Genomic DNA, 22782 nt, shown 5'->3' with positions numbered 1-22782 from the left:
ATCACAATTCTGCCGAACGCGCCCGATGATACACGTACTGAAATCCTTCGGGCTGCTTTTAGCGTTCTTTGTGAGCGTGGGTACACCGGTGTGACAATCTCACGGATTGCTTCTCGGACAGATGTCGCCAAATCAGTCGTCTACTATCACTATGAGGACAAGGATGATGTTGTCCAAACACTACTTGATCAAGTGCTCGTCGAATTAATTTCAGAGTACTTTCATGATTCTGACGATGACCCCGCCCGTCGACTTGAGAAATTCTTTGGGTTTGTCTTCACAGTCGCCGGTGGAGATATCGACCCTAGTAGAACCGATATCAACAATACTACCACTGGCGGGCATACTGAGACTCACCGCGAAATAGAGAACAAAAACATCGATACAGATGTAGAGAACAGTGCAAGTGCGGACGAACGTACAAAATCAGATCCCTTGAGCACTGCTGAGAAAGGATTCAAACATTGTGTTGGAGCACACAGTCAGGCATACGTCGAACTGCGGGCACAGGCTACTCATGATCAGGTATTTCGAGAGACAATCAAGGCAAATGAGATACGATTCCGCAAAGAATTGCATGCATGCATTGACGCCGGTGTCGCAGCTGGGACGTTCGATATCGACAATATAAGCGATACCACAGAATTATTATTGACACTGATTGAGGGGGCTATTTTCCGGGGGGCAACGACCAGCGAGATCAATACCGATGCACTCGCAAACATCTTAGAACGGGAACTCGGGATTGTGGTGTATCAGAACAATTTATGAATAAAATCCTATATAACGACCGTTCGATAGGAACCTTCATACTCGCAGAGTTAATAAATAATCTGAATTCACAGAATAAACTAGTAGACATGGGTGGATGTCTACCACAACGCGACACTCATTATATTTGTAAAAACGAATGCGACAGAAGATACTGACATCGATTCTTGTACTGTTTATGATTACCGCTGGGTTTGCTGGACCAGTCGCCGCTGCAGAAGAGCTTGTTGTTGGGTCGCCGAATATAACCGTCAGTTCTGCTGATGTGCAATTTCGAGCGAGTGAATCAGCCACACTGAGCGTGACAGTGAATAATGACGGACAACTGACCGACGGTGGTCGGGTTGAATTCGAAAATGAGGTACAGACTGCACAAAGTGTCCGCATTGACATTGCTGAGGATCAAATTACTGCACCGATTGAGATTAATACAGGGACACAGACACTCGGCAGTCTCAATGATGGACAGAGCGAAACGGTTGATTTCGCATTAGACATTGGGCGGGCAACACCAGGAACATATCAGATTCCTGTTGAAGTTACATATAGCCATACCCGTGCAATTGCCTTTGGTCAGTTTGAGGATACCGACAGACAGAATCGCGAACGGACCATCACAGAAGAAATTACAATCCGAATTGAGGATCGTCCGGAATTCGATATGAGTGCGGATGAGACGAACGCTATCACCGCCGGTGACAACGGTCAAATCGGATTTAATCTGCAGAATATTGGAACGGAAACCGCAGGTGATGCGACGGTCCGACTGCAGACACAAACACCGGGTGTCTTTTTCGGTAAGCAAGCAAGTCAGTCAGTCGATACGTCAGTATTTGTCTCCGCGATTGAACCAGATGCAAATGAGCAGATAACCGTGCAGATGGGTGCTGGTCCTGATGTCGCTGCCGGGACATACACCGTAACCGCGATTGTAGAATTTGAGGATGAAAACGGGATTACAAAACAATCAGATCCACTGCAAGCTGGTATTACAGTACGTGAAGAGCGAACATTCGATCTTGAAGATGTCGAGTTGAGTGATTTCCGTGTTGATGAGCCAGAAGCCCAAATCGAGGCAACGATTGTCAATCGTGGACCAACAGCCGCAGAGAATGTTGTTGTTTCAGTCAGTGGGACAGAAACAATTGCTGTCACAAGTGCTGAATCCGCGGTTGGCGATCTGGGTGTCGGTGACACCGCTCCAGTTTCATTTACCCTGAACATTCCAGGTGAAGCAGAGCCTGGGTCAATCTCACTTCCATTTGCTGTTGAGTATGAAAATGAGGATGGCGATGTATTGCAGACATCGACACCAATTCGACAGTCAGTGACAATTCAATCAGAACAAGATCGATTTGAGGTCGTTGGAACCGAAACCGGTGTTACGCCAGGTGGCAGTGCAACGCTCGATGTCACGTTACGATACACGGGTAGTGAAACAGTCTCAGATGCGAACGCAAAGTTGTTCACTAATGATCCGCTCTCATCAGCCGATGATGGGGCGTTTCTTGGAACCGTCGAGCCAGGGACAACAACAACGGCGACATTTCGAGTGAGTTCATCAAGTGATGCTATTGCGAAAGAGTACGCATCAAGTGTCGAAGTTCGATACGACGAAGCCGATGGTGACACACGCTTTACAGGATCACTCCCGATTGGCGTGTCAGTCTCCGCGGGTGACTCCGGTGGGCTTCCATTGATGCCGATTGGTGCCGTTGCAGTGCTCGCTGTGCTTGGTGGCGGTGTCGTATTATATAGACGAGTATAAACAGATGAAACAATCACGTCGTTTCTTCTCTCGGATTGGACAGTTTGTACAGGCACATCCGGTTATTACACTACTACTTGCAGTTGCACTCATTGGTGTTGCGTTCGTTGGAGCGGGTCAAATTGAGAGTGTTACTGGTGACCGCGCATTTGTCGGATCGAATCCAACGCTTGATACGTACGACGACGAGTTTGATTATGGAAGCGTTGCGACACTTGTCCGCGGGGAGGTGACAGATCCAGCGACGATGCGGGCAATCGACCGGTATGATCAACGGATGAGTTCGGTCGAAGATGTCCAAACAGTCAATAGTCCTGCTGATCGGGTACGTGAAGAGTATGGGCGGATCCCTGACTCACAGGCAAAAATTGAGCGAGTTGTCGGGAGCCCTGATACTGCTGTAATCGGGATTGTTACTGATGCAGGAATGACTCAACAACAGTCACGACCAATCTATACAAAGGCAGTTGACCGCAAGCAGTTCGTGCAGTTCCCTGCTGGTGCGTCTGTGACTGTAACCGGATCCGCTGCATTTTCAACGCAGTTATCAGCACTCATCCAACAAAGCACACAACAATTGCTCGGACTTGCAGTTGGTCTGATGACCGTCGCGTTGTTCTTCCTCTTCCGTGGTGTTCGACTTCGATTACTGCCGATTGTTGCTGTATTTGTCGGTGTGATCTATACGTTTGGAGCAATCGGGTACGCAGGAGTTCCGAATTCGACGCTGACGAGTGCTGTATTCCCAATTCTGATTGGACTTGGGATTGATTACTCAGTGCAGTTCCATGAGCGATATGAGGAAGAATTAGAAACGCATTCTCCAAAGGAGGCACTCCCACTTGCACTCGGTGGTATTGGACCACCAGTATCGATCGCTGCGATTGCAGCAACGCTCGGATTTGGAGCGACGTGGATCTCCTCGGTCGGAACTCCTGCGTTTGTCTGGTTTGCACAGACGTCGATGTTCGGAATTGGGCTAACATTCCTATCGGGCATCATCGTCTTGCTTCCAATCTTAACGCTGTATGCCCGCTGGCGTGGTGACGGGGAGACATCAGATGAAGACGAAGACAGATGCAGATGTAGAGACGGAGGCAGAGATAGATACAGATACTACCGAAGGTGTAGACATCACGACATCAGCAGAGTCAAACACTGATGTAGATCTCGGTGACGTTGGGAGGTTGGGGCGCACATTAGGACAGACAACTCGCTTTGTAGCCTCACACCCGATTGCAGTCTTATTAATTGCTGTTGTGCTCCTTGGGGGTGGGTTAGCCGTTGGTGACGATCTGGAAACGCTTGCAGACTCTGAAGAGTTTATTCCACAGGACTTACCCGCATATGTCGATCTACAGCAGTTCCGGACAGTAACTGATGGTGGAAGTGCAGTGCAGTATGACATGCTTGTTACTGGGAGTGATATCCGTGATCCAGCGACGTTGCAATGGATGGAACGATATCGGCAAGTTGCCAGTGATAAACCGCTCATAGATGGCATGCAAACGCCGGCAACGCTGATCAAACAACACAATGGTGGTGAGATACCTGCAACGGAAGCGGGTGTTAAACGAGTATTAGATGATGTTCCAGCATCTGAACGAGCGAATTTCTATAGTGATGGATATGCTCATATCACCATCTTCGGTGAACGGAATATGAACACCGATGAGTTACTTGACTTCCTTGCGATTGCAGAATCCTCATCAGAGTTGACTCGACCACCGGCTGGATTGACTGCTGAACTCACTGGACAAGCAGCAGTGTCAACACCATCGATCGTTACCCAGATTGAAACCCGGAATGTTACAACAGGTCTTGGTGTTCTGTTTGTCTTTGGAGCCCTGCTGTTGTACTACCGGAATCTAATCCGTGCAATTGCGCCATTAGTGCCAATGTTATTCGTCATCGGATGGCAGAATCTCTACATGTCGGCACTGTCAATCCCAGTGTCTCCGCTTGGTGCATCGCTTGGTGCGATGAGTGTTGGAATCGGCGCGGAATACACTATCATTGTCATGGAGCGGTACTTCGAGGAACTTGGACAGTCAGGTGTGTCACGTCTTGATGCTATTGAAACGGCTGGAGCGCGCGTTGGAAAGGCAATCACTGTGTCTGGATTAACGACCGTCTTTGGCTTCTCAGCGCTTACATTGTCACCATTCCCGATTCTCGGAGACTTCGGATACCTCACTGTCGGCGTGATATTCCTAACACTCGTCGCAGCAATCTTGACGCTTCCACCGACACTCATCCTTCTGGGTCGAGTGTCTGACTTCGTCGAAAATACCGTTGCAAATCGTCGTGGGATTGCTATTCAGGGTGACCCAGATGAGGTGAAGGCTGATGACTGAATCTGACGCTGCCCTTTCAGTTGAGCACATACTCGTTCCAGTCGATGGGTCACCGCAATCAGAGAATGCTGTCGAATATGTCACGAGCATCTTTCCAACAACTGATGTGACTCTTTTGACTGTCATCGACCCTGTCAATGGGTTCGCGGCATATGATGGAACTACCGAAGGCAGTTGGAAGACGCAAGCAAAACAAGCAGCAGAATCACTGTTGGATACAAAGAAGACGATGCTTCAAGACGACACGAGCAAAATATCTGATACTGACTGATGAGGACTCAGAATCAAACACACAAACAGTGAGGACGATTACTGAATTTGGACAGCCAGTTGAGACAATTCAGGAAGCGGCGGACACATATGGCGTGGATCAGATTGTAATCGGAAGTCACGGGCGGGCAGGTCTTCAGCGAATTATCGTGGGTAGTGTTGCCGAAAACGTGATGCGCGGCGTTTCAATTCCGGTTACAATCGTTCGATAAAGCGGTCTATCCTGCCTTGTTTTCTAATTAATAGAAAGTCAGTATTTGTACTTACGTCCACGCTAACGTCTGTATTTTCGTCTACGCTTGTGTTTTTAATACTATTAAGCATCGAACCAGATCAGGTCACATCGGAGATCAGACATCACTGACTGATTGTCTGAATCGAGCAAATAAGATATCCGCAGTCAACTCAGTTAGACTTGCAATATAATTATTGTCGAAGGAGACTTGCGCCGTCAAATTCAGTACGTGAGTATTCGATATCCATCAACTCGAGAATCGTTGGGGCGATATCATAGATATCCGCATCCTGAATCTCAACCGCAGGGTCATCAACCAATAGTGTTGCATTGTCGAAGCTATGCATCCCATTCCGTGGGCCAGTATCAAAGACAGAGTCATGACCTGAGAACCCAGATTTCAGGTCAAATCCGTGATTGGGGACAACAACAAGATCAGGTGCAATATCGTCGTGATTCCCGCGGAATGCTTCCTCACGTTCGACAACGCGGTCAGCAACAGGATTACCGTCAGGTCCCTCAAGCGATTCTAGCATTGTCTTTAGTTCATCACGGGTATCCTCATATTCAGCTTCCGGAACACTACCATGTGCCTCTCTCTCTTCGAGGTTGATATAGAATCGACCGGGAATAAGTGAATATGCACGTGACTCAGAGGAAATATCCCCGAGTTCACTATGATCATCACCATCATATGAGAGCCACCCTTGCTCTTCCAGGAACGCATTACAATGGAGTTCATACTCAAGTGATGTGAATCCATGATCAGAGGCAACAACAAGTGTCACGTCATCCGGAAGTTGCTCACGGATCTGACCAACGTAATCATCAACAGCGCGATAAAACTCCATGAACAGTTCGCGATCCTCACGCTCCTCTTCGTAATCTTTGAATAAGAAGTGATTAACTCGGTCAGTCGTCATAAAGACGCCAAAGAAGAGATCCCAGTCATCTTGATCGATAATGTCAGTAAATGATTCAAATCGACGATCAATTGTCTCGTGAGCGTTCTCAATAAACGCAGTCTTGTCCTCGTCATGACCAAGTTTGGCGTCAACATCAATCCGATAATCCGCTGCAGCAAGATCATCGGCGAAGGACTCAGGATGGCTTGCTTTCTCAACACTTGGTGAGAGGAACCCAGAAACCATTCGTTGGATATTTCGTTGTGGTGGGAACGTGACGGGGACGTTCATGACGGTCGCCATCCGGTCAGCGTCGGTTACGCGGTCCCAGAGACGAGTCGCCTGTACATCTCGTCCCATTGGTACATACGTGTCGTCAGATCCAATCTCACGGTCTTGAAAGCCATAGACTCCTGTTTCACCAGGATTGACGCCAGTGGTCAATGACGGCCAACATGCCGAGGATTCTGGGGGAACGATACTATCGATTGCACCACCAGCTCCCTCTTCAGTGAGTGCAGCGAAAGTTGGAAACTCCTCTGGATTATCAGCGAGTAGACTAAATGGCACGCCGTCGATCCCGACGAACGCAACACGAGGATGATCTTCGCCTCGTAATCGGTCGAACAAGCCCATTATACTTTATATTTCCAGACTGGCGCATAAGAGCTTTTATCTTCGGGGGTGATACCGCCGTTGTCTCAGACAAGTCATCGTATCATTATTGTGATAGCACGGTCAAGATATCGAATCCTAATACTGTCGAAACCGGGATACTCTTGACACACATATTGAATCATTCAGATCGATATCAGAGAGTCGTATTTGTCTGTGTTTGAGACATGCCACGCTATTATCCATCGAATAGCGATCCACTCGCGGTATGAAAGGACTCATCATCTTTCACCAAGCAGGAAATCCCGCCGTTCACGGCGGGAGGAATGCGACATGCGACTTATATAACCGCCTGCGATAGCTGAGCTGACACGAACCCCCTGACCGTGGTATTTTTACTGTTTCAGTCTGTGTTAACTAGTAACGTGGGCTGTGCCTGCGTTAGCGAACCATGCTCGTCCGGCTCCCCGCCGGACGATCGCCGGGGTGAGAGCCGACCGCTGAAACCGGACGGCAATGACATGCTGGCGGATGGGAGTGCCGGTGACAGCACCACAGGGCACTCAGGGTCAAGGCAGGGAACCTGTCGTCCGAGACTCTGAGCGCAGTGCAGTGCAGTGCCCTGAAACCTCACCTCACGACAACGGGTTGGGGTTCCCGCAGTGCGGGAAGCCCCGCCGTTTACGGCGGGCGAGGATGTCACGTGCACGTGAATGCTGATAATGAATTCATGAACCACCCGTAGTATAAACATTGATTATCTATCATATCCTGACATTTTAGAAGTATCCATCAGATAAATCTACTATGAACAGCTCAGTCATCCAACGGCTTGGCTCCCTATCAGGTCAGCAGACGATTGCCCTGACAGTCGTTGGGGGAATCGTCAGTGGAACGCTACTGTTCATGACGGCCACATTATTTATTGAGCCACTAGTAGAGTTATTTCAAACCGGAGGTTCTCCTGTCGGTGCTGGACCACCACCAGAGGCAGATGCACCAGCAAACGCTGGTCCACACAGAGCGGCGGCTCATCGGGGACCGCATAGCAGTTTGTTACTTGCTATATCAGGGCTTATTGGCACTGTTGTTGTCGCCTCTTTGATGATGATATATCAGACGATGACATTCGCTACTGATGTAAACGCAGATGAAACGCAATCAGATGATGACCCCCTGATGACGCTTCGTAGGCGATATGCCTCCGGTGAAATTGATGATGATGAATTTAAACAACGCGTCAGTCAGATCAGTGGTATGGAGTTTTCATCTGTAGAGAGACACTCAGATGCAGATACAGATGCGAACGAACTATCAGATGAACTCAATACATAGACGTTGGATCAAAATACTAATTATTGACCGACTGCCGGAGAAATGATATTACGTCTGCGGGGGGATCCGTGGCATGCACACGAAAATAATCATGCAAACATCAGATACTGTCATCACCACACATACGAGGTGTTGGTGGTCACATATCGGTCAGTGATAAAATTACTTTTGTCGTTATTTTTGCAGGCGAAGGAGCGAAGTAGTCCCTCAACAGTATATTAAATAACGTGAGGGAGTTCGAACGAAAGCGGTTATTGGAGCGGGTCAACCGCGAGGCAGCGACCGTCGGCGTCGATATTCCTGATGCCGTCGAGGTACAAGGCGAGGAGGTCGAACTCCGTGATTTCGTCTTTGAAATTAATCGACGAGATACAATCCCATCCGGTGAACGCGACCGCGTCAACCGTGCAAAAAAGAATCTTCGTCGTGAGCGCCGTGAACGGCTTGATAAAATCGAGCAGGGTGAGGTTTCATACGAGCGGGGTGAAGAGCTTGCAGATAGTATTGTTGGCATTGATCGAGCATTGAATGCACTTGAACAACTTCGTACAGTTGATCTTGAATCAGAGACAGCAAAACAGACTGCCGCTGATCGGAAACGGTGGATGAATTTCCTTCAACAGGCACTCGGACACGAGGATAGTGGCGTCGGAGCGGGTCGTGGTCGCGGTCGAGGAAGTAGTAGTGGGACATATGGAGGGAGATCATAATGCGTCGAAATGATGAAATTGCACGTCGATTCGAAGAGTTCGCAGACCGACTTGAGGCTGATGGGGTTGAGTATAAACCAAGCGTGTACCGTCGTGCAGCGGAAAACATTCGCGAGTGCTCTGACCCGATTGAGGAACTTGCAGCGGAAGGGCAAGATGCAGTTGAATCAATCAATCGTGTCGGCGATGCAATCGCATCGAAAATAATCGAATACGTTGAAACGGGATCGATTGACGAACTTGATGAACTTCGTGATCGCCTTCCGGTCGAAATTGATGCACTTACTCGTGTCGATGGAGTTGGTCCAAAAACTGTTGGAACCCTGTATGAAGAGCTAGGGATTACAACACTTGATGAACTTGCTGCGGCAGCTAAGGCTGAGGAGATTCGTGATGTTAGCGGATTTGGTGCGAAAACAGAGACGAATATTCGCGAAAATGTTGCGTTTGCCCGACAGGCTGGCGAGCGTGAACGACTTGGAGATGTGCGTCCACTTGCTGATGAGGTTTTGACCTTTCTTCGTCGCCGGGAAACGGTAGATAACACCGAGGTCGCTGGGTCAATTCGACGATGGCGTGATACGATTGGGGATGTCGATGTGCTCGCTGCATCAACCGAGAGTGAGCGAGTTATTGAAACATTCACTGACTGGTCGGCGGCAACAGACGTGATTGAAGCCGGCGAGAATAAAGCAAGTCTCCGTGCTGAGGGTGTTCGGATTGATCTTCGGGTTGTTGACCCAGGGGAGTTCGGTGCTGCATTACAATATTTCACCGGAAGTCAAGACCACAATGTCGCGTTACGAAATCGGGCAATCGAACGCGATCTGAAAATGAACGAGTATGGAGTATTTGACGTGAGCGATGTTGATACCGATGCCGATGCAAACGAAACGAATAGTCAACGAATCGGCGATCGTGTCGCCGGCGAAACAGAGGAATCGATGTATGAGGCGCTTGGATTACCATGGATTCCCCCAGAGCTACGAGAAAACCGCGGTGAGATCGAAGCAGCAGCCGAGGGAACACTCTCGAAGCTATTTACAGTCGAAGACATGCGTGGCGACCTTCATACACATACAACCCGTTCTGACGGTCGTGCAAGCCGTGAGCAGATGGTCGATGCCGCCGTTGGTCAGGAATATGATTACTATGCTGTCACAGATCATGCAAGCGGTCCCGGGATGGTTGGTGGAATTGGACTTAGCGATGATGATCTACGCGAGCAACTAGGAACGGTTGAGACTGCAAATGAGACACGTGGAAATGAGATTGAGGTTCTTGCAGGGGTTGAGACGAATATTGATTCAGAAGGCGACCTATCAACAGGAGATGATATTCTTGCAGAACTCGATGTGGTTGTTGCATCCCCACACACCGCACTTGGACAAGAACGTGAAACGGCAACAGAACGTCTCATCCGAGCAGTGAATCATCAAAGCGTCGATGTGCTTGGACACCCAACTGGTCGACGCATCAATGAGCGTCCTGGATTAGATATCGATATTGAGCAGGTTGCAACGGCTGCTGCTGCGGCTGAGACCGCATTAGAGGTCAATGCAAATCCGACACGGCTTGACCTCCATGGAACGTTCATACAGGCGGCTCGTGATGCAGGTGCGACGATTGTGGTTAATACTGATGCGCATGCACCGGAGTCACTGGCATACGCTCGCTATGGTGTGCACACTGCCCGGCGTGGATGGTGTACACCGACAGATGTACTGAATAGCGTTGACCTCACGGAGCTTCGTTCATTCTTACATTGAAGATAATGATAGAAACTATCACTAAGCCGAGTTCCTGATACACTCGCCTCCACTATCCATTGAGTTGGTACACGGAATATGACAGGTTGTAAAAACTGTTAGAAGTCAAAAAGATCTATAATCGATTAATGACAGATACTGACTCATCAGTTACGATCGATCGATTCCTTCTCGACGCAATGCTTGGTTCTCTGTCCACATATCTTCGAATGTGTGGATATGACGCTGCATATGTCCGTGATGAACAAAATGAACAAAATGACTCAGACGAATCGGATCTAGATACGAGTAGTAATTCAGCTCATCCAACCGATGATGAAATTCTCGCACGGGCGACTGATGAGGAGCGTACTATTATTACTCGTGATACTGAACTTGCGAAGCGAGCAGATGACGCCATTTTATTAACTACTCGAGATGTCGAAGATCAACTAGGTGAATTTGCTGCTAGTGGGTATGATTTGGATTTGACTCTCAGGTCACGATCCGGTCGCTGTGGTGCATGTAATGGACGTGTCGAGGCTGTCTCATCAGATGCAGTAGTCCCCGAGTATGCACCCGACCCGGACAAAAGAGACTGCTGGCAGTGTCTGAGATGTGAACAGATATTCTGGAAGGGAAGCCACTGGGAGGATGTCGCAGCGACGCTTGAGCACGTGCGGACAGAATAAGAATAAAGAGCAATCTATTAATCGATGCGAGAGACCCATTCCTCGCAGGGTACCATATCGTCCATCAATTCATCATGGGCAGCACAGTATGGCTCGATGCCAGAATCAGTCTTGACATATTCAAAATGGGCACAGTTTCCACAATATTGATCACCAAGACTTGCATCGACATCCGTTGATTGCCATGTATTCTTTTCATTTTCTGGGTGTGTTCGTGTCGATGAATTTCGTGGTGTTGGTGATGGACGCTTTGTCCGAGGAGGTGATGACTCTGATTTACGCTCTGTGTCCGGGGACTGTGGAGAGGGTGATGATGCGCTTGCAGTTGTCGGATCAAACGGTGACGTAATCGATTCAGCCTCAGTTCCCCCATCAGAGGTTGGAGTTGCGTCTGTCTCATCACGAGAATTATTAAATAATCCAAACCCACCCGAAGCCGCGTCAGGGTGATTTCCAGCGGGCGGACCAGAGGTGCCTCCAAATGGGTCTGATTCAGCGTCTGCTGCACGGAGATTCGTCACACCAATGAAGAGACACCAAAAGGTAACCATCACACCGAATGAAAAGGTGACAACAGTAAGAAGTGTCAAATCCGGCTTGCCGGCTCCACAAACAGCACCGGACCATTGACACGGATATGCATGATCAAATAAGAAAACACCCATAAGTGAAATTCCTGTCCCAACAGCAGCAGCAGCTTTTGTAAGTCGTGCAGAGGGCAAAATAGAAAAAATACCGATTAATACAGCCGGAACACCAACGCCTGCAAGCACGCCGCCGAGTTGCCGCTTTGCTGTGAGCGCTGCTGGGTCGGTCCCATACAGAAGTTGCGTTGTCGTGACGCCAATTCCAGAGACGATGAGCATCGACCCCATAAGAAATAATGTAAGGCCGAATGTCAGTCGCCGGAGACTCGGACCCCCCGTACCGCTATTGTAGGCCTCCGCGAGACTGGTCATATGTGACATTGGAACAACGAACACAAAACCCTATGTCAGACAGCTGTCTGACAGGCGAATCTATAATCAACTCTTTATCATCATAAATACCAATTAAATTAGATTCACGATGGATAGATACATTACTAGTCTAACATTATCGAGCGTGTTCTGTTGATGATGTGTCGAAGAGATTATTGCATCGGATAGCAAACCGGCGTATATGGCAGACGAAGCGGAAGGCAACGGTGATGACGAACCCATCGTCGAGTTGGGAGAGAAAACACCAGTCGCAGGGCAACCGCTTGCGCGTGTTGCTGCCCGACTTACGTGGCCACATGAAGTAAGTCGGATTATTGATCAAGAGGGCGAAAGTATGATTCGAACTCCAACGGGTCCACGACAACTTGAGTCAGTCCTTATGGACGTTGATGATACATATATTGACTCACGACAGACGTTTGTCTCTGCCGTTGAGGATGTTATTGGCAACGGTCCTGTCGAGACTGAAAGTCATGATGCAAACGATAATCATGACGGCGAAAGCACAACCGACGCCGACACCGATGGCGATGCAGATCCGGAAGCTGAAGCTGTTTGATGATGTGAAACTGTTAAACTCGTGATATTGGAATAGCGTCCTATAAAAACATACTCTGTATTGTTGAATCTGAATAAGACGATATATTGAATTAATCTTGATTCAAATGTACTGTCGATATCGTATTGTATCGTATCATGTTATACCGCATCATGGCATCTATGATTTATGTGCAAACTAGACTAAATCAACCGCGTAAGAGTATGTACTGAGCGCGCTGTGTCGGTTCGCACTCAATTCTTCGACATCATCGATCAAGCTAGTTGGCTTCAGCGAACACTTCTCATCGGAGCAGCCTGTTCTATACTGTGGACAGTATGGACCGTGCCATCAACAGCGCTGACACAGCGCGTGTTTCGGGACGCTCTGTTATTCATATGTATTCCAGTCGCGCTTGCGATTACCCATGGTCGGAAACTTGGATATCGTATTGATCGCACGGCGATTCGCGATACAATCGTGCTCGCAGCGTTTGTCCTTCCATTTTATCTCGTTGGGTCATCACTCCCCAGTATTCGAGAATATTACCCAATGTGGTCGACCACACTCGCATTCGGGGCGTTTCTGCCACACGCAATCCAGCAACTTATTATCGTTATTGCCGCAGAGACATATTACCGCGGACTACTCTGTGTTGGTATCAGTGATGAAATTGGTCGGATAAGTATTTTTATTAGTCCTATTATTTATGCGTTTCATCACGTCGGGAAACCACCGATTGAGCTACTGCTATCCGGACCAACTGACGTTCTTTTTGGCGCTGTTGATTATCATGCACAGTCGCTACTTCCCTCAATCGTTGCTCACGGACTTGGGCTAGTACTACTCGATTGGCTTGTATTGCATGAACCGGTATTTCCGCCCGAGTTAGTAATGAAATCGCTTCGATGGATTCCCGTACCGCTGTGACTGCTGTGGAGAAAACAGATGGATATACATACACTGGTTGTCACAATAGCCCACGTCACATCAGATTGAGCTACCCAGCCGTGATCGGGTGAGATTCAGCGTGGACTCCCGTTCTGACCGAGACCTCGGCAGGTGAGTCAAGTCATACTCACCACTCACGCTCAGCGTCCCGCTGTGTAAGCGAACGCCCAAGGGTTCGCCTTCGTCACCCCCCGGGTTGGTTGCGACGAAGATACCGTAATCTGATGTTCTTGGCGGCGTTGGAGTCAGCGTGATTCTGGTAGCCGCACTTTTCACAGTTGAAGGCTTCATTCTCACGGTTGTCCGGGTGGGTGTGGGTGAACCCACACGTTGAACACCGCCGGAACGTGTTTTCTGGGTATATTATATACTATCTTGAGTTAATCTCGAAGTAAATGATTTGAGAGAGCAAGATTGTAGCAGCATAATCGCTGAGATAGGATATAGAGTCGAATGGGAACTGTACACTATTTCAGTTACATGTGCGTATTTTCGTTTTCCTGGTTAGATATTGATAAACTCAGGGGGAGGATTGCGATTTACACTTTTGTTACTTTCAGGCTATTTTGTCATATCTGTCGCATGCAGTAGCAGCGAGAACACATCTCAGTTAAATTTATCAAACGTTGCTTGTCGTCCAGCAGCAATTGTCGACGCGCGATGGAGACGCGTTGATGATATCGGTAAGTGTTCACAGATACCGTCGATTGCTTTATGCATCGTCTCTGATACTGCTGGGGTGTCATCAAATGTATCACGAACAGTTTCACGGACTTGCCAGACGCCGACTGGCGCCCAATAATCTGCTGAGATGTGTCGAAGAATGAGTGCTTTTGCCTGACGTCCTCGCGTGGCGAGATGTTCGAGCACACCAAGACGAGCAGCATGATATGCACCTGCGGTCTCTGAAACATACGTTGTCCGTCCATCACGACCCTCCCAGTCAGCCGTTATTGCGGTCCCCGCCTCTGGTTTTGGATTCCAGATGCTACCAGGAGCTTTCATTTCAACGAGTTCATACTCCCACTCACCAGGTGCGAGGACAATCCAGAATGCATTACCAAGAAATGACTCACGGTGTATTTCAACGCTGTTGATACTTTGATTCGTTTGGATCTGACCGCGTAGATAGCGTCCGACGACATCATCAACAGCAGTAATTGACCACCGGGTCGGGACAAGTCGACGCTGGTCAGTCTGTCCAAGTGCTCCAGCTGAGAGGATGGTATTGATATCATAAATATCAAAATCTCGACGGTAAAGATACGTAATTGCTCCTTCTGCGTTCCAGTCATCATCAGATAATGTTTTTTCGACCGCCCGCGGAACGTGGGGATTCTCAGCAAGCGTCGCGGACTCCGCTCGCGCTCTCGGTCCAACAGGCGTGGAAACGTCTGCCGGGTTCACATTAAAATCAATATCTGGACGATCGGTAAGCCCAATCTCGACATTGACAGGATGATCAGCGATTGCGATTTCACGTTGCGTCCCAAGAAATCCGTCTCCATCCCACGTGTCTGAAACGTTCGTAACCGAACGGGTGGTTGTTGAATTTAATAGTGATGCCCGCCGTTCGAAGACATCTGAAATTGAGATATCCTCGCTATACCATGCTTCTGATGTAATGAACTGGTTTACATCGGTATCATGACCAACTGGCGAAAGCACCCCTGTTGAGACATGCGGATAATTCGATGTTCCAACGAAAATAGATGGAGAAACCCCACCATACAGTGAATCGCCTTGGACGGTCGACTCAAATCGTTCCTGAAAGTCATCGAGGTGTTCAACAATATCATATGATTTATTTTTCGCGAGTCGGCGTCGCTCTGCTCGCTTACTTTCCTCAATGTTCATGTACTCGTCCAGTCGCATCAGTATTTAAACTATAATAGACAGCAGACAATATGAACGGTCCGGCTACGATCTTAGATCTGACTACAAATCGGAGTATGAGATCACTGAAATGCTGACTTATCGAAGTGAACTATCCTGACCTACTCACTCACGGCTCGTTGTCGTTCGTTCCTTGAAATAAAATACAGTATAAATAGCTGCTGAAGTACGAATGTTAGGTTGGAATTCCCATTGCTTCGATCTGCTCTTGATATCGATTACGAATTGTTACTTCAGTTACCTGAGCAACGTCAGCAACTTCTCGCTGTGTTTTTTTCTCATTGCAGAGTAACGAAGCCGAATAAATAGCCGCTGCGGCATAGCCTGTTGGTGACTTGCCTGAAAGAAGACCCTGCTCGGCTGTTGTTTCAATGATTTCATCTGCCTTCGATTGAACCTCCTTTGAGAGGTCGAGTTCCGAGCAGAATCGCGGAACATACTTTTTTGGATCAACTGGTCTCATCTCAAGACCAAGCTCTTGAGAAATATACCGGTATGTCCGTCCAATTTCTTTGCGCTCAACACGCGATACCTCTGAGATTTCTTCAAGTGATCGCGGAATCCCTTCTTTTCGACAAGCAGCATACAGCGCGGAGGTGGAAACGCCCTCGATTGAACGTCCTCGGATTAAATCCTCACTGAGTGCTCGCCGATAAATCACAGATGCAACCTCACGAACCGACCGTGGAACACCAAGTGCAGATGCCATTCGGTCGACCTCCGAAAGGGCAAACTGAAGATTACGTTCACCCGCATCTTTTGTCCGAATACGTTCTTGCCACTTACGTAATCGGTGCATCTGTGAGCGCTTTTCAGATGAGAGTGATCGACCATATGCGTCTTTATCTTTCCAGTCGATTGTTGTTGTCAATCCCTTATCATGCATTGTCTTTGTCGTCGGTGCACCGACGCGAGACTTTGACTGTCGTTCAGAGTGATTGAATGCCCGCCACTCGGGACCCCGATCAATCTGTTCTTCTTCAACTACAATACCCGTTGGTTCATGTATAATTTCCCCATCCCCTGTACGGACGAGATCTTTATCATCAACGTCATCAAGATCAATATCGTCAACGGCTGCGTCCGTCTCAGTATCCTCTTTTTGTTCGCCCTGCCATCGCGTTCGTTCACTATCTCGTTCCCGCTGGCGGGTGGACCGTGTCATCGCATTTTTATATTCGCTATCTTGAATTACTTAAATCCTCGGCAGGAACGGACGCATGCATATATGCTGATGTGTATCAATCGACTTACACTCAACACTGAGAGGATGAACAAGGGCACGTAGAGATAGTTGATGCATCAGATACTCACAGCTGTATGATGATTATGAGATGCTTAGACCGAACGGTTCTTTTCTGCGGTCAAAATAATATAGTTATGCCGAGTGTGGACTGTGATCCGGATGTAGCTCGTGAACGACTTATCGAGGCAGACATCACAATCACGGCTGGGAATACTGAATATGAACGCTGGCGCGCTGAGCGTGGTGCGGCGACAGCTGTTGCCTACGATGAAACGGTTGTCGTGCAGGGATCGCGTCCTGATGATCTACTTGGGTTGCTTCGAGCTGACAGTGGTGGTCGAGCACATGTTTATTTTGATGGAGCATGTCGGGGGAATCCAGGACCTGCAGCAATTGGGTGGGTTCTTGTGACGAGTGAAGGTATTATTGCTGACGGGAATGAGCAGATTGATGAAGCGACCAACAACCAAGCGGAGTATGCTGCACTAGAACATGCAGTTGAGATGGCTCGTGAGTATGGACTCGACGAAATTGATATCCGCGGAGATTCGCAGTTAATCATTCGTCAGGTGACTGGTGAATACGACACAAACGAGCCGACGCTACGCGAGTGCCGCGTGCGTGTTCGTGAATTATTACAAACATTCGACCGCTGGAGTATCGAACACGTTCCGCGAGACGTGAACAGTCGTGCTGATAAACTCGCAAATGAGGCGTTTGACCATGGATAATCACGAGCATAAGAGTGAAACTAAGCAGAAAGACGATGTAGAAACTGTAGATGAAGGTATGAGCGATGGAGCCGAAAAATCACTCCCACAGTCCGTTATTGACGAGGCCGAAAGGCTCACACGCCTCTGTGTTAATGCAACAGTCGATGCTGAGATAACCGTATATCGTGATCAGCGACAGTCGCTGCTTGATGAATACGGATACACCGCGCGAATCCGCGATGCGGATGATACACTGGTATTATACCCGCAGTCCTGGCTCACAGATGGCATTGCACAATTTAATCAAATTGATGACACCAATCGAGCGGTTGAGGTATCACTATCAGGACCAGCTGTCGAAGCAGATTGGGAGGACGTAGAAACGACTAATAAAACAATCATCGATACGATTCGGCAAGAACACGGGGAAGCACATGCAAAGAATATCAGAGCATTTGCTGATTTCATGGGAAATTACTATCTGAAGACTGTCACTGAGGCAACCAAGGATGAACGCAAAGAGTTTATCAACGAGTACTACACCCGAAATGCGTGGCCCTCAGAACAAGAAGAAGCAATTGTGTCTAAAAGTATCAAACTGCTCGACACTATTGAGGGGTAGGTGCCCGAAGCCTACCAGTGATTATTTTAGCCTGTTGTACAGACTTACAGTTCTTCTTCGACGAGATCGAGAAGTCGATTTGCCCGAGATTCATCCGTAACGAACTTCGAGAAGATCCATCCAAGACGGTCAAGAACAGCGTCATATCCGTCATCTGTGAGTTCATACTGATTTGTCCGTTTGTCAAGTTCGCTCTTTGTGACGAGACCAGACTCAACAAGATCATCAAGATTAGGATATAGTCGTCCATGATTTACTTCAGTCCCATAATATGACTCAAGATCTCGTTTTATTGCAAGCCCATACATTGGTTCTTCTGAAAGAATAACCAAGATGTTTTGTTGAAAAGCCGTAAGCTCACGTACAGATGAAGAGATATCTGTGATTGATTGTGCCTCTGACATACAAATAGATGAAGTAGTGTAAGTATTTAATCTTTTATACATTCGTACTATCAGAAAACATATCCATTAATTGCGGAGTATGTCAAAACAGTCTTCAGAGCGGATGCGAAAGGATTTTTTGTCTAATCAATAAGGTCACTTGTATGTCGAATCTTTGGACAGATCTGGAAACAGGACCGGATGCTCCCAACGTTGTTCATGCTGTTGTTGAATGTTTGAAAGGTGAACGAAATAAGTACGAATATGATAAAGATGTCCCAGGCGTTGTGCTCGATCGTGTATTACATTCAAATGTGCACTACCCCTCGGACTATGGGTTCCTTCCACAAACATACTATGATGATAATGATCCCTTCGACATTATGGTGCTCGTTGAGGATCAAACATTCCCTGGATGTGTTATTGAAGCACGCCCAGTGGCGCTGATGCGGATGGATGACGATGGTGAGAAGGATGATAAAGTCATTGCAGTCCCAACTGAGGATCCTCGATATGATCATGTTGAGGATCTTGACGACCTTACCGATCAGACAACGGCTGAAATTGCTGAATTCTTTGAGACATATAAGAATCTTGAATCGAATAAGCAGACTGAGACACTTGGGTGGGAAGATGCTGATGCAGCGAAGAATGCGATTGAACACGCAATGGAGCTGTATGAGGAGCAAGTCATTTAATTGATAATAGGCGACAGATACGTACACAACGTCGGATAGACATGTGAGTAATATGTGGTGGAGTCAATATGCAATATGCGCATGGGTAATCTTTTGACTACTGAGTAAGTAATGTATGATAATGAATGTTGAGAAGCCCGAATTCGGCGTTGCGCATCCCACCGTTATTCCTGGAGACTACCAAAATTCAAAGCTAATAGATACTGATTCAGATGCCAGCAAAGATACAGATAATCATACATCTGGGTTAGAAACGTCAACTCAATAATTGTATTACTCAATCAGATCAATCACATAGTCGCTTGAGTGGATCAGGTATTATTTGATGCAGTGACACGACGAATGTGCACCTGAGCATAGCCGTCAGATCATGAGATACCCGTCTAATATCTGGTCGCAATAGATCCAAGGGAACTGCTTTTAATTCCGCCGCAAGTAGTATTGATAATGGCTACCTGCGATGATTGCGGGAAGCACGAGAACCTCCCGTATCAGTGCCAACGATGCGGGAGCACGTTTTGTGCGGAACATCGGCTACCTGAAAATCATGACTGTCCAGGGCTCGGCGGCTGGGATGATCCTGCTGGCGTCTTCGATAGCGGATTCGATGATTCAGTAAACAATCCCGGTGGACAATCAGCCTCAAACAAAGTACTCAGCAAACTCGATGATATTGGTGGTCCGCTCGGGTACTTCCGTAAGAATATGAGCTATGTGTTCCTTGGATTGATGTGGATCACATTTGGACTTCAGTTCTTCATTTTTCCATTACTGGGAGCAGTTGTTGGCGGAAATATTGCCCCTGGTAGTTCACTGTGGGAGGCTATCTTTGTGCTCTCCCCGGACCATGTTGGATACGTTTGGACATGGTTCACCTCAATCTTCGCCCATGGCGGGTTTGGACATATCGTGTTCAACAGTATTGCATTATACTTCTTCGGTCCAGTTGTTGAGCGATATATTGATACGAAACGATTCACTGCACTGTTTATTGGTGCTGGGATTATCGCAGGACTTGCACAGATTGGGTCAACACTTCTCACGATAGGTCCAACAGGTGCCGGTGTGGTTGGTGCCTCAGGAGCGATTATGGGCGTTCTCGGAGTGTTGACAGTATTAAATCCGAAACTAAAGGTATATTTGTATTTCATCATTCCAATGCCACTGTGGGTTCTAACCTTCGGGTTTGCAGCGTTCAGTATTGTGGCTGGATTCGGTGCTGCAGGTGGCGGGATTGTTGGTGGAAATGTTGCTCACCTGGCACACCTTGCTGGGCTCCTGATTGGACTGGCATATGGGGTTCATATTCGTGACCGCGTTGGTGTTCCAAATTCATTACAACTTGGCGGTCGCGGCGGTCGTGGTGGCGGTCCTGGTCGGCGATTCTGATCGTGTAATTACTGTGATTTAGTATGAGGCCAACAGATTCAACACTCATTCCCGACCCACAAATGGGTAATGACGAGATGAAAGAGCTGCAGCGACGAATTGCTGACATCGCATGTTGGCAGGATGCATTGTCTATCGATACCAAGATGATCCGGTGGGAATCACCGGAGATCTCAGAAGATACAACACAGAAAACTACCGAATCCGAATCACCAGCTGATGAGGTATCCACTCAACAAACAGATGAGACATTACCACTTGTCGCTGGGATTGATCAGGCACTTCGCACAGACCATTCAGAAGTCATCAGTGCGATCGTTCTTACTCGAGGAGCAACGGTTGTTGACCGCGTTGCAGCGGTAACCGATCTCTCAATTCCATACATTCCTGGATTGCTATCCTTTCGTGAAGGAGGACCAATTCTTGCTGCATTTGAAGAACTATCAAAAAAGCCTGATATTGCCATGTTTGATGGAAGCGGTCGAATGCATTACCGACAGGCAGGACTTGCAACACATATTGGAGTAATGCTTGATATGCCGAGCATTGGCGTTGCTAAAAGCCTCCTTTGTGGCACACCAGCATCAGATACAGAACAACGGTCTGCAGGATGGCAGACACCTATCTATGCTGATGAAAGCGTTGAAGATGCCGATACAGAGACTGTAATCGGACATGCAATTCAAACACGACAATATGACTCGCGAAAAATAATCAATCCAGTTTATGTTAGTCCTGGTCACCGTGTTTCAGCTGCGACAGCAGCCAAGATTACTGAAGCACTCTGTGATGGATATAAACTCCCTGAACCAACGCGTCGAGCGGATGCATACGCTGATGAAATTAAGCGTGATTACGCTGAGTTCACTGAGACATAGAAGCAGAATATCGTTGGGGTATCTGCAGGCAAATCGCGTACAATTAACACTGCCTAGAATAGTTATATAACTACATGCAGCAGACAGTTCTTATTACTGGGTGTTCGTCTGGAATCGGACGAGCCGCAGCGAATATGTTTCTTGAAGCGGACTGGCGTGTCTATGCAACAGCTCGGAATCCTACTGATATTGAGACACTCGGCGACCGTGGCTGTCAGATTGCAACGCTTGATGTCACTGATGATGATGATATCGACCGTGTGGTTGATCGAATTGAAGAAGAGGCTGGGTCTATCTCATGTCTCGTGAATAACGCTGGATTTGGACAGTTTGGTCCGATCGAAGATATTCCTACATCACAGGTACATCGGCAATTTGATGTCAACGTGTATGGACCACATCGACTCATGAGGGCAGTACTCCCACAAATGCGTGAAAGTGAATCAGGCACTATTGTTAATGTCTCCAGTGTTGCTGGACAGATTTCATTCCCAACCGGTGGTGTTTATGCTGGATCAAAAGCCGCCTTAGAGGCGATGAGCGATGCGCTTCGGAATGAGATTGCACCGTATGATATTGATGTTGTAATTATTGAACCTGGACCGGTTGAAACGGAATTCGCTGATCGAGCCGCTCGTGAGATTCAAAATGAAACAGCAGAAGACGCGACAGATGATGATACTGCAGGAATCAATCGATCTGGCGCATATGAGTCATTATATGAATTACTTACCGATACTAAGATTGTTGGCGGTGGAGGAGTCGGTGCTGTATCAGCCGAACGTGTTGCTGAAGATATTCTTGATGCTGCATCATCAACCAGTCCGCAGGCACGCTATCAACCAGGAACTACAGCCCGAATTGGTGTGCTTGCACGATTTGTCCCGTCAGCATGGCGGGATGCACTGTACCAGAAGCTTCGCTCGCTATGAGTGCACATCTATGATATACAATCGATTCGTATCGTATCACTGCCCATTATAGTGAGCATGAGACTCACGCTCAATCCCAATCTAAAAAACACAGACCGTGGGACAATTTGGAGTACATTTGAATTTTTATTTGTATGATCGATAGAGCAA

The 22782-nt window shown here is 47.8% G+C and carries 22 protein-coding genes and 1 pseudogene; 17 read left to right on the top strand and 6 right to left on the bottom strand.

What is annotated here, in order from left to right; genetic code table 11:
* The 5 genes and pseudogenes from J07HQW2_RS12390 to J07HQW2_RS20080 all read left to right on the top strand — a co-directional run.
* A partial coding sequence (locus tag J07HQW2_RS12390) for a TetR/AcrR family transcriptional regulator (RefSeq protein WP_021055881.1) occupies positions 1-771 on the top strand: 771 nt, incomplete at its 5' end.
* A 139-nt stretch (positions 772-910) separates the two neighbouring features.
* The gene (locus J07HQW2_RS12385; protein WP_048075288.1) at positions 911-2539 is read left to right on the top strand and encodes a COG1361 S-layer family protein; all 1629 of its coding nucleotides are present in this window, start codon (positions 911-913) and stop codon (positions 2537-2539) included.
* A 4-nt stretch (positions 2540-2543) separates the two neighbouring features.
* Positions 2544-4896: pseudogene (locus tag J07HQW2_RS20085) on the top strand (RND family transporter).
* Positions 4889-5167: a universal stress protein gene (locus tag J07HQW2_RS18720; protein WP_021055877.1), complete on the top strand. Its 279-nt coding sequence runs from the start codon at positions 4889-4891 to the stop codon at positions 5165-5167. Before J07HQW2_RS20085 ends, J07HQW2_RS18720 begins: the two are co-directional and overlap by 8 nt.
* Positions 5168-5195: 28 nt before the next feature.
* Positions 5196-5378, top strand: a complete 183-nt coding sequence (locus J07HQW2_RS20080; RefSeq protein ID WP_021055876.1) for a universal stress protein — start codon at positions 5196-5198, stop codon at positions 5376-5378.
* 214 nt (positions 5379-5592) lie between these two features.
* On the opposite strand, the gene J07HQW2_RS12370 is transcribed toward J07HQW2_RS20080, so the two are convergent.
* A complete protein-coding gene (locus tag J07HQW2_RS12370) occupies positions 5593-6942 on the bottom strand; it encodes an alkaline phosphatase family protein (protein ID WP_021055875.1) in 1350 nt (449 codons plus the stop codon).
* Positions 6943-7728: 786 nt separating this feature from the next.
* Here J07HQW2_RS12370 and J07HQW2_RS12365 point away from each other — a divergent pair.
* The 4 genes from J07HQW2_RS12365 (at position 7729) to J07HQW2_RS12350 (ending at position 11406) form a co-directional block, all read left to right on the top strand.
* Entirely contained in the window at positions 7729-8256 is a 528-nt protein-coding gene (locus J07HQW2_RS12365) for an SHOCT domain-containing protein (protein WP_021055873.1), read from the top strand.
* A gap of 227 nt (positions 8257-8483) precedes the next feature.
* On the top strand, positions 8484-8966 hold the full coding sequence (locus tag J07HQW2_RS12360; protein WP_021055872.1) for a DUF5788 family protein: 483 nt from the start codon (positions 8484-8486) through the stop codon (positions 8964-8966).
* On the top strand, positions 8966-10735 hold the full coding sequence (polX, locus tag J07HQW2_RS12355) for a DNA polymerase/3'-5' exonuclease PolX (protein WP_021055871.1): 1770 nt from the start codon (positions 8966-8968) through the stop codon (positions 10733-10735). The genes J07HQW2_RS12360 and polX overlap by 1 nt, the downstream gene beginning before the upstream one ends.
* A 128-nt stretch (positions 10736-10863) precedes the next feature.
* Positions 10864-11406, top strand: a complete 543-nt coding sequence (locus J07HQW2_RS12350; protein WP_021055870.1) for a Mut7-C RNAse domain-containing protein — start codon at positions 10864-10866, stop codon at positions 11404-11406.
* Positions 11407-11423: 17 nt separating this feature from the next.
* Here J07HQW2_RS12350 and J07HQW2_RS12345 read toward each other — a convergent pair whose 3' ends face one another.
* Complete coding sequence (locus J07HQW2_RS12345) at positions 11424-12365, bottom strand: cell division protein CdpA domain-containing protein (RefSeq protein WP_021055869.1); 942 nt, start codon at positions 12363-12365, stop codon at positions 11424-11426.
* A 202-nt stretch (positions 12366-12567) separates the two neighbouring features.
* Here J07HQW2_RS12345 and J07HQW2_RS12340 point away from each other — a divergent pair, with 202 nt between their 5' ends.
* Together J07HQW2_RS12340 and J07HQW2_RS12335 are read left to right on the top strand one after the other, a co-directional pair.
* Positions 12568-12945, top strand: coding sequence for a DUF5789 family protein (locus J07HQW2_RS12340; protein ID WP_021055868.1), 378 nt, complete (start codon positions 12568-12570; stop codon positions 12943-12945).
* Between the two features lie 246 nt (positions 12946-13191).
* Positions 13192-13854: a CPBP family glutamic-type intramembrane protease gene (locus J07HQW2_RS12335; protein WP_394324647.1), complete on the top strand. Its 663-nt coding sequence runs from the start codon at positions 13192-13194 to the stop codon at positions 13852-13854.
* A gap of 205 nt (positions 13855-14059) precedes the next feature.
* Here the strand turns inward: J07HQW2_RS12335 and J07HQW2_RS19625 are convergent, their stop codons facing one another.
* The 3 genes from J07HQW2_RS19625 to J07HQW2_RS12325 all read right to left on the bottom strand — a co-directional run bounded on the left by J07HQW2_RS19625 (position 14060) and on the right by J07HQW2_RS12325 (position 16936).
* Positions 14060-14239, bottom strand: coding sequence for a zinc ribbon domain-containing protein (locus J07HQW2_RS19625; RefSeq protein WP_343122483.1), 180 nt, complete (start codon positions 14237-14239; stop codon positions 14060-14062).
* A gap of 242 nt (positions 14240-14481) precedes the next feature.
* Complete coding sequence (locus J07HQW2_RS12330; RefSeq protein ID WP_021055866.1) at positions 14482-15750, bottom strand: Nre family DNA repair protein; 1269 nt, start codon at positions 15748-15750, stop codon at positions 14482-14484.
* 196 nt (positions 15751-15946) lie between these two features.
* Positions 15947-16936: a transcription initiation factor IIB gene (locus J07HQW2_RS12325; RefSeq protein ID WP_021055865.1), complete on the bottom strand. Its 990-nt coding sequence runs from the start codon at positions 16934-16936 to the stop codon at positions 15947-15949.
* 215 nt (positions 16937-17151) lie between these two features.
* On the opposite strand from J07HQW2_RS12325, the gene rnhA reads away from it, so the two are divergent.
* Together rnhA and J07HQW2_RS12315 are read left to right on the top strand one after the other, a co-directional pair.
* Positions 17152-17748, top strand: a complete 597-nt coding sequence (rnhA, locus tag J07HQW2_RS12320; RefSeq protein ID WP_021055864.1) for a ribonuclease HI — start codon at positions 17152-17154, stop codon at positions 17746-17748.
* The gene (locus J07HQW2_RS12315) at positions 17741-18352 is read left to right on the top strand and encodes a DUF7108 domain-containing protein (RefSeq protein ID WP_303704119.1); all 612 of its coding nucleotides are present in this window, start codon (positions 17741-17743) and stop codon (positions 18350-18352) included. Before rnhA ends, J07HQW2_RS12315 begins: the two co-directional genes overlap by 8 nt.
* Positions 18353-18396: 44 nt before the next feature.
* On the opposite strand, the gene J07HQW2_RS12310 is transcribed toward J07HQW2_RS12315, so the two are convergent.
* Positions 18397-18756: a PadR family transcriptional regulator gene (locus J07HQW2_RS12310; RefSeq protein WP_021055862.1), complete on the bottom strand. Its 360-nt coding sequence runs from the start codon at positions 18754-18756 to the stop codon at positions 18397-18399.
* 143 nt (positions 18757-18899) lie between these two features.
* Here J07HQW2_RS12310 and J07HQW2_RS12305 point away from each other — a divergent pair, with 143 nt between their 5' ends.
* From J07HQW2_RS12305 to J07HQW2_RS12290, 4 genes are all read left to right on the top strand, one after another.
* Positions 18900-19433: an inorganic diphosphatase gene (locus J07HQW2_RS12305; RefSeq protein WP_021055861.1), complete on the top strand. Its 534-nt coding sequence runs from the start codon at positions 18900-18902 to the stop codon at positions 19431-19433.
* A gap of 447 nt (positions 19434-19880) precedes the next feature.
* Complete coding sequence (locus tag J07HQW2_RS12300) at positions 19881-20822, top strand: rhomboid family intramembrane serine protease (RefSeq protein ID WP_021055859.1); 942 nt, start codon at positions 19881-19883, stop codon at positions 20820-20822.
* 23 nt (positions 20823-20845) lie between these two features.
* Positions 20846-21700 carry an endonuclease V gene (locus tag J07HQW2_RS12295; protein WP_021055858.1) on the top strand — a complete coding sequence of 285 codons (855 nt, stop codon included), beginning with the start codon at positions 20846-20848 and terminating at the stop codon, positions 21698-21700.
* 74 nt (positions 21701-21774) lie between these two features.
* Positions 21775-22632: an SDR family oxidoreductase gene (locus J07HQW2_RS12290; protein WP_021055857.1), complete on the top strand. Its 858-nt coding sequence runs from the start codon at positions 21775-21777 to the stop codon at positions 22630-22632.
* The last annotated feature ends 150 nt before the right edge of the window (positions 22633-22782 follow it).

Source organism: Haloquadratum walsbyi J07HQW2, assembly GCF_000415985.1.
Taxonomy (GTDB): domain Archaea; phylum Halobacteriota; class Halobacteria; order Halobacteriales; family Haloferacaceae; genus Haloquadratum; species Haloquadratum walsbyi_B.
Note: the sequence above shows the minus strand (reverse complement) of the source record. Positions and strands in the feature narration are given on the sequence as shown.